The organism is Candidatus Hydrogenedentota bacterium (genome assembly GCA_012523015.1).
Lineage (GTDB): Bacteria > Hydrogenedentota > Hydrogenedentia > Hydrogenedentales > CAITNO01 > JAAYBJ01.
In genome coordinates this window covers 1-11,841 of the sequence record JAAYJI010000240.1, presented here as the reverse complement: position 1 = coordinate 11,841, position 11,841 = coordinate 1, and the positions used below count along the sequence as shown (strand labels likewise).

The window sequence follows — 11,841 nt, the reverse complement described above, 5'->3', positions numbered from 1 at the left end:
GCGCCACAACACAGGGCAATGACAAAGGCCACGATGAATCGTCTGTTTAACGTTTTAAATATGATCATTATTCAACTCCTTAATCTGATTGAACAGGGTACGAGATTTTTCAGGGCGTTTCAAGAAAAAAAACACACGGTGTCGCGTACACCACCTTCCATGGTTTAATTCGCCCCGCATACTTCGGTATCCTTTGCATCAGGATACGATAATAAAACAAGAAAAATAAAGCTTCACTCAAAATAAGGAGATTGAATTTGAAAGGATACGTGCTTAGTCTGCTTCTCATGGGATGTCTGGCGCTCAGCAGTTTCGGTGAAGGTTCGCCGCAATTTCGGGGACCGCAACGAGATGGGCGCTTTGAAGAAACAGGATTATTAAAAGCATGGCCCGACGAAGGGCCGCCAAAACTGTGGGTGACAACAGGATTGGGAAATGGCTATTCATCACCATCTATTGTAGACGGGAAACTCTATGTGCCGGGCATGGTGGACGATGAAAACTCCGCGATCTTCGTGTTGAATGAAGATGGGGTAATCGAACGCACCATTCCTACAGGTCCGGAAACAGAAGATACTCAGGCGCCCGGCCCCCGTTCTACGCCCACCATTGACGGCGATTATCTCTACATGCTCTCCGGTTTGGGGGAACTCTTCTGCCTTCATATTCCGAGCGGAGAAAAACGGTGGAGCGTCAACATTCTTGAACGCTTTCAAGGCCCAAACATCATGTACACCTTGGCGGAATCACTCTTGATTGACGGCGAGCGGCTAATCTGCACGCCCGGCGGTACTGATGCCGCAGTTGCCGCCCTCGATAAACATACCGGCGAAACCTTGTGGTCGACAAAGGGCTTCAGCGATGAAGCGTCCTATTGTGCGCCCGTTATTTACACCCACAACGGCCGGCGGCTTCTATTCACAGAAACGGCTAATTTTCTCGCCTGTATGGATGCGGAAGATGGGCGGCTCTTATGGAAAATCGAACATCTCACCCGAGACGGGATTCATGCGGTAAGCCCCATGTATCTCGACGGACTGCTCTTTTATACGGGTGGATATGAATCCGAGAACGGCGCCATACGCCTTTCCGAAGACGGCAGTTCGTATGAAAAAGTGTGGCAAACCGATGCCCTTGATTGCCAACATCATGGACTGGTGCTGGATCAAGGCTATCTCTACGGAACCAGCCACATGCAGGGTAACCGTCTCGTTTGTCTTGATATGAAAAGCGGCGAAGTCATGTGGACCGCGCCTGAAGTGCGCCAAGGCGTAGTTATTTATGCTGATGGCATGCTCTACATTTATGAAGGATCATCGCGCGCCTTCGTCCATCTGGTGAAAGCGGATAGCAAAGCGTTTCAACATGGCGGCAAATTTCGGGTCACCGACGGAGATGGCCGGCATTGGGCGCATCCCGCCATTGTAAAGGGTGTTTTATATATTCGCCATGGCGACGCACTCATCGCCTATGACGTGAAAGATCACTCTTAATCACGCAAGACCTATAGGCTGTAAACTATAACCGGGATTAACACATCTCCCAAATAGATGCCTGGCCCATGCCGCCGCCGACACATAAGGTAGCAAGCCCCAAGCTGTTGCCGCGCCGTTTCATCTCATGCAGCAAGGACACAATAATCCGCGCACCCGTGCATCCTACGGGATGACCCAAAGCAATACCCGAACCGTTGACGTTGGTAATATCTCGGTTCAGCTTGAGCAACTTTTCACAAGCAAGGTATTGGGCGGCAAAAGCTTCATTCAGCTCAATCAGATCAATGTCATCTAATTTGAGTTCTGTGCGCAGCAAGGCTTGTTGGGTAGCAGGCACGGGCCCATAGCCCATTAATTCCGGTTCTACCGCAGCCGTTCCGTAGCCTTTGAGGCGAGCAATAGGCGTGACGCCCAGTGATTCTGCTTTCTCTTCCGCGACAAGAACCAGTGCCGCAGCAGCGTCATTGATGGCCGAAGCATTGCCCGCCGTCACCGTACCATCAGGCTTGAAGCTGGGTCTCAGTTTGACCAATTGATCCATAGTCATACCGAGTCGAACGTGCTCATCACGGTCAAAAACCAGAGGATCACCTTTTCGCTGAGGAATCTCAACAGGCATAATTTCCTCTTTGAATTTACCTGCATTGGTTGCCGCTTCCGCGTTATTGTGGGAACGCATGGCAATTTCATCCTGTTCCTCTCGGGAAATAGCGTACTTTTCCGCCAGGTTTTCTGCAGTGAGTCCCATGATCAATCCGCAATAGGGATCGGTCAAGCCGTCCCAGATACCATCAGACATAACGCCGTGCTGCAACCGTTTCCCCCAGCGTGCATCCTTCATAACATAAGGGACACGGCTCATGACTTCCACGCCGCCGGCAACGACCACATCCATATCGCCCAACATAATTTGTTGCGCTCCATAGATGACAGACTGCATGCCGGAAGCGCAATTACGGTGAATCGTCAAACCGGGCACAGCTATGGGCAAGCCTGCCTTCAATGCTGCGAGACGTCCTGAAGGCGACTCATCCATGCGCTGCATGCATTGTCCAATAATAACATCGCCTACAAATTCGGGCGGCACGCCCGAACGCTCCACTGCCTCGCGCACCACCATTCCCATCAAATCGATAGAAGGGACGTCTTTGAGTGTGCCTCCGAAAGTTCCTATAGCCGTACGTACCGCCGATGCAACTACTACATTTCTCATAGCTTCTCTCCCGTTAAAGTGTTTGTACACCGCTACAATTCATGTTGAAGTCCTCTTTTAGAACTTAACCCGCTTACGAAAAATAGTATCATTACTCTTTTTGATAATCAAACAAAGCAATCATTTTTAAGGCGTCTGCGCCGCAGTGGTATAGCAATACCCGCAAGCACGCCCTTGCGTTAACACAATGACGCCGTACTTTCTTTCCCGTCACGCCTATCATCCGCAAATAAAAACAGGCTCCCTGCCGCTCTTAGACGTGATTAAATACCCAACTCCACTTTTTTGCGTTCTAATTCCAATAAGCGATCGCGGTACTTTGCCGCTTGCTCAAATTCTAAGAGTTCTGCAGCTTCCTTCATCTTTTTTCGCAAGTCAACAATGGTCTTATTAAAGTCTTGATCCGACATATACACTTCGGGAGTTTCCGCAACCTTCGCCAAAGTCACATAGTCGCGTTCGCACAGCGTACCGAGCAGATCGGGCACTGCCTTTTGAATGGATCGCGCTGTAATACCATGCTTTTTATTGTAGGCTAATTGTTTTTCGCGGCGTCGATTCGTTTCATCGATTGCCCGCCTCATGGCGCCGGTGATCTTGTCTGCATACATAATGACACGGCCATGGAGATGGCGGGCGGCTCGTCCGCAAGTCTGGATCAAACTGGTCTCCGATCTCAGATACCCTTCCTTGTCGGCATCTAAAATGGCGACGAGGGAAACCTCCGGCAAATCCAAGCCTTCACGCAAAAGGTTGATACCAATGAGCACGTCGTAGACTCCTTGCCTCAATTGACGTATCAGTTCTATGCGCTCAAGGGTCTCCACATCGGCGTGCATATACCGTACCTGCAATCCTAAATCGGTGTAATAGGCGGTCAAATCTTCTGCCATGCGTTTGGTTAACGTTGTGATAAGCGTTCTTTCGCCGAGCTCGGCTCGTTCGCGTGCTTCGTGGAGCAGGTCATCTACTTGGTTGGCAACGGGGCGTATGTCCACTTCCGGATCTACCAAGCCTGTGGGTCTGACCACTTGCTCAACGATAACGCCCTCACTCTTTTTCAACTCCCATTCCGCCGGTGTGGCACTGATATAAATAACTTGGTTCAACCGCTCTTCGAATTCTTGAAACATGAGAGGTCGATTGTCACGGGCACAAGGCAATCGAAATCCGTATTCCACCAATTTATCTTTTCTGGATCGATCGCCGCGAAACATAGCGCCAACCTGAGGAATGGACATGTGGCTCTCATCGACGACAAGCAGAAAGTCTTTGGGGAAATAGGTGAGCAATGTATGAGGCGGATCGCCGGGCTGACGGCCATCGAGATGGCGCGAATAATTTTCGATGCCGCTGCAATAGCCCAATTCCTCCATCATTTCCAAATCATAATTAGTGCGCTGCTCCAACCGTTGCGCATACAATTCGAGATTTTCAGCACGCAACTCTCCCAGACGAGTGAGCAATTCCAAACGAATCGCCTTCAAGGCGCGCTGCATGGTTCCTGCCTCAGCAACATAATGAGATCCGGGAAAAATATCGACGCGGTTCGTCTTTCGGATCGTAACGCCACGGAGCGGATCGATCTCGGAGAGTTGATCTACCTCATCACCAAAGTATTCAATCCGTATTGCCCGATCCCCTTCATAGGCGGGAAAAACATCGACAATATCGCCGCGAACGCGGAAAGTGCCGCGGTGAAAGTCTATATCGTTGCGCGTATATTGCATAGCGATCAGGCTATCGAGCAGCGCTTCCCTCGGGAAAACTTTGCCCCTTTCAAGCGTCACGCGAAGGGACAAATACGCTTGGGGCGAACCGATACCGTAGATGCAGGAAACACTGGCGACAACGATGCAATCACGGCGTGTCAACACAGCCCGTGTTGCGGCATGCCGCATCTTATCAATCTCCTCATTGATGGAAGAATCTTTTTCGATATAGGTATCGGTAGTCGGAATGTAGGCCTCAGGCTGGTAATAATCGTAATAGCTGACGAAATATTCAACGGCATTGTGAGGGAAAAGGGCTTTGAATTCACCATAGAGCTGGGCCGCCAAAATCTTATTATGGGCGAGCACCAAGGTGGGACGGTTCACCCGTGCGATGACATTGGCAATGGTAAATGTTTTGCCGGAACCGGTCACCCCAAGCAAGACTTGATGGGGCAGCCCCTCACAAACACCACGTGTTAAAGAATCGATTGCTTCGGGTTGGTCGCCGGCCGGCTCAAACTCAGAGACCAAGGAGAACAGGAGGGGTTCATCCGGTTTCTTTAAGTTCTTTTGCTCGGTTTTTTTTGGCATTTTTAGGGATCTTTCGGTCGCAAGGATCTTGTACGCCGAGATGGATACTATTGAAAACACCGGGCACAGCGAGTACTGCTTGGGCGGCCTTCTCAATGTTCTCCTCGTTGGTTGCTTCGAACTGGAAATCAAAGTAATTATTTTCGTTTTCACCGGGACCAAAGTGGGCGTTTAAAATGTCGATATTTAAGGGGCGCAAGGCATTGGTAATATCGGCAAGCAAGTTGGGGCGGTTCCGTGTGATCAGTCTGATTTTCGCCAACATGTGGCTTTCGCCGTCCCAACAGGCATGAACAACGCGCGTATGATCTCTTGCAGAGCGTGCAAAACTCTTACATTCTACGCGGTGAATGGAAATCCCCGGCGTTCGGGTCACATACCCTATAATGGCGTGGCCGGGCATAGGGTTACAACATTTTGCAAACTGAACCAACATCCCCTTGAGCCCTTCGACACGAATCAACTTCTGTCTTGACGCTTCATCCACCTCACGAACTACTTCCGCCGTCGGCATGGTTCGCCGGGAACCGCGCACATGTCTCGTGCGAACGCCTACCTTTTGTTCTTCGGCGGGAGCCATCTCTCCGAGTTCACGCAAACGTTGGCGGATACGGGTTCGTGCTCTGCCGGTGACGACTACATCAATCCAATCCAAATGGGGCTCTTGGTTTTTAGAGGTGAGTATTTCTACGGAATCGCCCATTTGCAAATTGTATCGAAGGGAAACCATTTTGCCGTTTACCCGCGCGCCAATACAATGATGCCCAATATAGGAGTGCACAAGATAGGCAAAATCCAAGGGCGTTGCACCTTGGGGCAATTCCTTGACCTCTCCTCGGGGCGTGAACACATAAATGTTCGCAGAAGAGAAGTCCATGCGCATGCTGTCCATCAAGTTTTCATGGCTGCCCACGTCTTTAAGCCACTCATACATTTTTTGCAGCCACGCCAACTGTGAACCAAGCTTATCTTGCTGGCGCGAATCCCCTTCTTTATAGCGCCAATGGGCTGCCACGCCCTCCCTAGCGATATAGTCCATATTTTCAGATCGTATTTGTACTTCCATGGGGAAACCATTTTCACGCATAACCGTGGTATGGATTGCCTGGTACATATTTAATTTGGGCATGGCAATATAGTCTTTCAGCCTACCCGGTATGGGAGTCCACACCCCATGAACGACGCCCAATGCGTTATAACAACCTGCCTCAGTCTGCGTGATAATACGAATGGCCAGCACATCCATGACCTGCGAAAAATCTTTGCCTTGATGGGTCATTTTTTCATAAATGCTGTAAAGGTGCTTGGGCCGTCCGATGACCCGCGCCGCCACCTCTGACTCTTTCAAACGAGGTTCCAGATAGGCAATGGTGTTTTCCAAAAATTCTTCGCGATCATTGCGTTTCATGGCGACAAGTTTCGAAATTTTTCGGTATATCTCCGGCATGAGCACGCGAAAGGAATGATCTTCCAATTCCCATTTCCAACGGGAGATCCCCAACCGATTCGCTAAAGGCGCGTAAATATCTAAAGTCTCCCGGGCGATGCGTTTTTGATCTTCTATTTTGAGGTGGCTCAAAGTGCGCATGTTATGCAGCCGATCCGCCAACTTGATCATGATCACGCGCAAATCTTTGGCAGTGGCAACAAGCATCTTCCGGATATTTTGCGCCTGCTGTTCCTCCCGTTCCTTATCATCATTGAGAAAGCGCAGCCCGCTGATTTTGGTGACCCCCTCAACGATCCACGCGATTTCATCGCCGAACTCTTGGAGAATAATCGGAATCTTATGAATGGTGTCTTCCACCACGTCGTGTAGCAAGGCAGCCGCACAGGTTACAGGATCCAATCCCAGTTCGGCAAGAATGGTCGCAACCCCAAGGCTGTGACTGATATAAGGCTCACCTGAGGCACGAAGCTGATCTTGGTGGGCTTCATTGGCAACACGGAAGGCATGACGCACCAGACCCAGATCTTCGGGGTCGTAGTGCTTCTTTAGTTCTCTCATTAATGTAACGAGTGTCTGACTCATGCCTATACCTGTAATCAAAAAACAACATCTTTCCAATATATGGGAAACAGTCAAGTCTCTTAAACTATGCCTGCACTCCTAAGTCCTATGACAATTCAAAGGCACCACTTCATCTCGCGAAACTGCACGGCGTCTAAGTTACCCTACAGAGACCGTGACAAGCAGTGAAATCATGTATTTCCAGGGCGGTCGTCTCGTTGTCAATGCCGGCTCATCCCATTCAATTGTCCGTTGCTATTATTATGGTAAAGAGACTTTGGTTACTCAATCAACTTTTTTTATGTTCATCGTTCTCTTTAAGTTTAACATTTATAGCCACTTTTTAGGCAGATTGGGCTGTAACCGGTATCTTTTGTTGCGCGGGACAGCCCTCGCAAGCCTGTCGAAAAGGAAGGAAGATTGCAAGGTATCCTAGATAAAGCATACAATTGCATGAGATTTCTTTTTCCAATAAACAATAAGGGAGATATAACTATGGCAAGTTCAAAGAAAGTGTATCTGTTATCAAATGGCGATCTGCGTCAGCCAGCCTGTCTAAATGGCTGGCCGCTCCAAGAAAAAACGCTGAAGCAAGTGAAAAGCGCGGCTAAGAAACTGGGCTTTGATACAGTCGTGCTTCCCAAGTTTGATTCCAAACGCAAGCATGGATTTTTGAGCCGTCAATGTGAAGGTACGGCTGTCTTCTCAGAAATAGATCCGGAAGCGCCCGTTATCATATTGCTCAATATCTGGTCCTATTCACACCATGTATCCGGTCCGCTCCAAACCCATCGCGGTCCCATTTTGCTCTTGGCTAATTTTGACGGCACCTTCCCCGGGTTGGTGGCGCTGCTCAACCATTCCGCCACCTTAGACCGGCTCAACGTGAAACATGCGCGGCTCTGGAGCGAAGGCTTCATTGATGATCCTTTCTTTATGAAAAACTTCGATAAATGGCTGAAGACAGGAAAGCTCAGTCATTCCATGGCGCATCTTACCGATGGCGCGAAATGCACTCTGTCGGCGGAAGCGGAAAAAATCGGCAAGACTTTGGCGGAAAGTATCCGGCGTGAACGCCGTATTATGGGTCAATTCGATCCCGGCTGCATGGGCATGCTGAATACAGTCATGGACCCTGCCAAGCTGGGCGCTTTGGGAATGCCTATTGAATATTTGAACCAAAGCGATCTGGTGGCGGAAATGGCGCTTGTCAGTGATGAAGAAGCCCAAAAGCAACTGGATTATCTGATCCGTAAAGGCGTGAACTTCAGTTGGGGCACCAATAAATTTACGGAATTGGTTTATGACCAAGTACTCAGCCAAATGAAAATGTATGTGGCGGCATGTCGTTTTGTGGCGCGCTATGGACTGAGCGCCATCGGTATCCCCTACCAGTATGGCTTAGTCCGCTGTGTGCCCGCCTCCGACCTTGTGGAAGGAATGCTCAATAATACAGACCGGCCGGCAATCAAAGATCCGGAGAGCAAACAGACCGTCATGCCCGGTCAACCGATCCCCCATTTCAATGAAGGTGATATCGGCGCCGGTATTCCCCAGTTGTTGATGAAAGAAATTTACACGATGAAAAACATGCCTGCAGAAACGACACTGCATGACGTGCGCTGGGGCGGTGAATATGACGGTAAATTTGTGTGGGTCTTCATGATTTCCGGCGGCGCACCGCCTGCCCATTTCGGCGGATGGAAGAAGACCTTTGTGAATAGACAACCTTCCGGTTATTTCCCCTTAGGCGGCGGCACCTGCTCCGGCGTGTGCAAGCCCGGCGTCTTTACGTGGGCGCGTTTCTATGAAGCCTACAATGAGGTGGGTATGGATTGCGGTACCGGTGAAATGGTCGAACTTCCGGACGAAGAAGTACAAAAACGCCTGCAAGCCACCGATCCTCAGTGGCCCATTGCCAACGCCTACATTCCCGGCTACGGTCGTAATGAACTGATGGCGTCGCATATGTCCAACCATATTGTGGTCGGCTATGGTGATATCTTAGAAGAACTGCTTGCCCTGTGTAAGCATCTGGGTATCAAAACGCGGGTCGGCGGTGATGCGGGTAAAGCGTTGAAGAAGAAATAAGCGCCCCCCACGTTTCATGCCCACAGTGTACCGGCATCTCGGATCTCCCGGGTGCCGGTACTTTTTTATACACCCTACTACTTTCAATAGTTTTACGGGATGATTTCGTTTTGCAGCATTTGGTCTAAACTTTGGGCGCGCCGAATCAATGTGAATTCACCGTTCTCCCGCACCAGCACTTCCGGTGCTTCCGGGAAACTGTTGTAGTTCTTCGCCGCCATGCCGGCGCAGTAGGCGCCTGCTGCCCCGATTTCAACGAGATCACCAAGGCCGGCCGTTTTTAAGCGCCGTGTCTTCAAGCCTTCCGGATTACCCGGCTCAGGAGAAAGGATGTCGCCGCTCTCACAGCAGTGCCCCACGACCAAATAGTCGTCTTCACCTGTACTTTTCGATTGCTGTGGCAATAGCGCGATGGGATGTTGAGCGCCGTAGAGGGAAGGGCGCAGAATTTCGGTCATACCACCGTCGATCTTGATAAATTGGTATCCTTCCGCTCCGGTACTGACCACGTCGGTTACGGAGGTAAGCAAAACGCCGGCATTGGCAGTCAGGAAGGCACCGGGCTCAATTTCTAAAGCTAATTTTCTGCCATGGTCTGCGGCAAAAGCTTCAAATTCGGGGATAAGCTTCGTTCCGATCTGCTCAAGATCAGCGCCCTCTTCATCATCCATGCGGGCGGCTTTGAATCCGCCGCCCAGATTCAGGCGCTGTACGTCGGGAAATTGGGCGGCATTATCAAGAGACAGGCGGGCACAACGAAGCCATACTTCCGGATCTGCTCCGGAACCGATATGCGTGTGCATGGCCGTAATAGACAGTCCATACTTTTTCGCAATCTCTTTTATACGATCGATGTAGCCGTGCCAAATGCCGAAACTGGAAGAATGTCCGCCTACATTCGTGCGATTGCTGTGCCCTGAACCCAAGCCGGGATTGATTCGTATTCCCGTATCACGGCCGGGGAAGAGTTGTCCCCAAATTTCCAACTGTCTTAAGGAACAGGCATTAAAGAGGCAGCCTTGTTCCACCAGTTCTTTCAGGTTGGAGGGCAGCTGTTGCGCTGTAATCTGTATTTTAGAAGGATCAATTCCGGCGCGGAGAGCGCGTTCCGCCTCAAATCCGCTGCTTGGATCGAGATGCAAGCCGGCATCGTTGAAAATACGCAGCACAGCCGCAGTGGGCAAGGATTTCATAGCAAATCTGGCGGTCAAGCCGTAGGCATTGGGAAAAGCAAGCACTTGTGCAGCCTGCTTCTTTAAATACGCCTCACTATAGACATAAACGGGGGTACCGAAATTTTCACGGATTGACAGGGCTTGTTCTGACGATAATGAAAAACGAAGCGACATAGACGACCTCCTCAGGACTATCAGGAATTCACGCTGTCAGTGCCAGACAGCGTTGTGGAATTATGGGTGAAAGACACGGCTTTCCGTTAACTTGCTGCAAAATGCGCACGGCGGCAGATCAGCGATCATTTCGTTTGCACTGTATCGCTGTCTTCCGACGCATCATGGTCTTTACCGCGCCCTAAAGAACGGATACGATCCCAGTAGGCGAAGACGATCCACAGCATGAAAGGTAAAGTTAGGAAAAACAATATAATGGCGCTGGGTATTTCACTGACTTTTAATAAGTCATCTTGGAAACGAAGGGCAACAATAATAAACAGCATATGGAACAGACAAAGTATGCCGACGCCTTGAAGCAAAATACGGATTCGACGCAGCCATCCAAGACCTGCAGTCGCCAGAATCAAAGCGGCATACGGGGGTACATTCGTCGCCAACAAGGCGATGTGCATACTTCGTTCATGACCGGCAATGGTGTAGATAAGTTGTGTTCCTGTGCGCATCAACCCCGATGCCTCGACACGGCCCGCCTCAATCGCCATGCCGAAGAGATAGCGCAGCGGTATGCCTGTCGCTTGGAGCAGCACATAACCATAATAGGGAAGCAGCCACCACCAGAGCATCACCAATGCGATAACGGCGACCAAAAATTTCAGGCAAAAAGCGGGCAATCCCCAAGCTTGTGAGCGCCCTGCAGGGCGTTCTCGGTTTACGATATATTCCGCCCAAAGAAGCCAGACCACCACAACGAAAATAATATAAATGGCCTGCCATACATATTCATGGGCAAAATTGAACCATTGCCGTTTCGTATCTAAAGCGCCGATAATGGCTAAGATGGTCAGGCGAAAGATATTCACGCCATACATGGCAGGCAGCCCAACGACAAGCCCGATCAATCGTTTTCGCCACAGCGTGGGAAATGCGAGGACGGCGGCTAAAAAAATTGCCATAATTTCAATGGCGCCGCACTCGGGAACGAGAATAAAGGGAAAGATCAACGAGCTGTCTTTACGCTTACCGTCACCTTGAGCGCGCAAGGTCTGCAGCTCAGTGCGAAGCGTCGTGATTTCCTGACGCAGCTTAGTTTCTTCTTCCTTCTTTTTATCGAGATCTTGATCAGGGTCTGCCAATAAGGCGTTGATCTCGCCCTGTAAACTATCGATTTGGGTACCGATCCCTTCGCGCAACACGAAATAAACACGGGGACCGTTCACCCGTTTCTTGTCTGATCTCCGCGATTCAATAGCACGATAAGACCATCGTTCCCAAGGAGTTAAAGGCTCTGGAGAAGCCGCTTTCAGTTCTTCTTCCGTTGGTGTGTGCCGCCCCTCTTCCCAAGCGCTCATAGAGGCTCGCATTTTTTTCGGTT

The 11,841-nt window shown here is 50.2% G+C and carries 7 protein-coding genes; 2 read left to right on the top strand and 5 right to left on the bottom strand.

The annotated features are described in order from the left end of the window. The first annotated feature begins 257 nt into the window (after nucleotides 1-257). Nucleotides 258-1,493, top strand: a complete 1,236-nt coding sequence (locus GX117_10510; protein ID NLO33770.1) for a PQQ-binding-like beta-propeller repeat protein — start codon at nucleotides 258-260, stop codon at nucleotides 1,491-1,493. Nucleotides 1,494-1,530: 37 nt separating this feature from the next. On the opposite strand, the gene GX117_10505 is transcribed toward GX117_10510, so the two are convergent. The 3 genes from GX117_10505 to GX117_10495 form a co-directional block, all read right to left on the bottom strand. Continuing rightward, nucleotides 1,531-2,709 carry an acetyl-CoA C-acetyltransferase gene (locus tag GX117_10505; GenBank protein NLO33769.1) on the bottom strand — a complete coding sequence of 393 codons (1,179 nt, stop codon included), beginning with the start codon at nucleotides 2,707-2,709 and terminating at the stop codon, nucleotides 1,531-1,533. A gap of 263 nt (nucleotides 2,710-2,972) precedes the next feature. Then, a complete protein-coding gene (gene uvrB, locus GX117_10500; protein NLO33768.1) occupies nucleotides 2,973-5,015 on the bottom strand; it encodes an excinuclease ABC subunit UvrB in 2,043 nt (680 codons plus the stop codon). After that, nucleotides 4,972-7,047 (bottom strand): bifunctional (p)ppGpp synthetase/guanosine-3',5'-bis(diphosphate) 3'-pyrophosphohydrolase, encoded by a 2,076-nt coding sequence (locus GX117_10495; GenBank protein ID NLO33767.1) that lies wholly within the window; start codon nucleotides 7,045-7,047, stop codon nucleotides 4,972-4,974. Before GX117_10495 ends, uvrB begins: the two co-directional genes overlap by 44 nt. 474 nt (nucleotides 7,048-7,521) lie before the next feature. Here GX117_10495 and GX117_10490 point away from each other — a divergent pair, with 474 nt between their 5' ends. After that, nucleotides 7,522-9,117 (top strand): hypothetical protein, encoded by a 1,596-nt coding sequence (locus tag GX117_10490; protein ID NLO33766.1) that lies wholly within the window; start codon nucleotides 7,522-7,524, stop codon nucleotides 9,115-9,117. Nucleotides 9,118-9,209: 92 nt separating this feature from the next. Here the strand turns inward: GX117_10490 and GX117_10485 are convergent, their stop codons facing one another. Both GX117_10485 and GX117_10480 read right to left on the bottom strand, forming a co-directional pair. After that, nucleotides 9,210-10,466 carry a diaminopimelate decarboxylase gene (locus tag GX117_10485; GenBank protein NLO33765.1) on the bottom strand — a complete coding sequence of 419 codons (1,257 nt, stop codon included), beginning with the start codon at nucleotides 10,464-10,466 and terminating at the stop codon, nucleotides 9,210-9,212. Nucleotides 10,467-10,591: 125 nt separating this feature from the next. Further along, nucleotides 10,592-11,818, bottom strand: a complete 1,227-nt coding sequence (locus tag GX117_10480; GenBank protein ID NLO33764.1) for an archaeosortase/exosortase family protein — start codon at nucleotides 11,816-11,818, stop codon at nucleotides 10,592-10,594. Between the last annotated feature and the right edge of the window lie 23 nt (nucleotides 11,819-11,841).

Coding starts and splice junctions, on each gene's coding strand:
- GX117_10505 (NLO33769.1), bottom strand. CDS start 2,709: ATGAGAAATGTAGTAGTTGCATCGGCGGTACGTACGGCTATAGGAACT.
- uvrB (NLO33768.1), bottom strand. CDS start 5,015: ATGCCAAAAAAAACCGAGCAAAAGAACTTAAAGAAACCGGATGAACCC.
- GX117_10495 (NLO33767.1), bottom strand. CDS start 7,047: ATGAGTCAGACACTCGTTACATTAATGAGAGAACTAAAGAAGCACTAC.
- GX117_10490 (NLO33766.1), top strand. CDS start 7,522: ATGGCAAGTTCAAAGAAAGTGTATCTGTTATCAAATGGCGATCTGCGT.
- GX117_10485 (NLO33765.1), bottom strand. CDS start 10,466: ATGTCGCTTCGTTTTTCATTATCGTCAGAACAAGCCCTGTCAATCCGT.
- GX117_10480 (NLO33764.1), bottom strand. CDS start 11,818: ATGAGCGCTTGGGAAGAGGGGCGGCACACACCAACGGAAGAAGAACTG.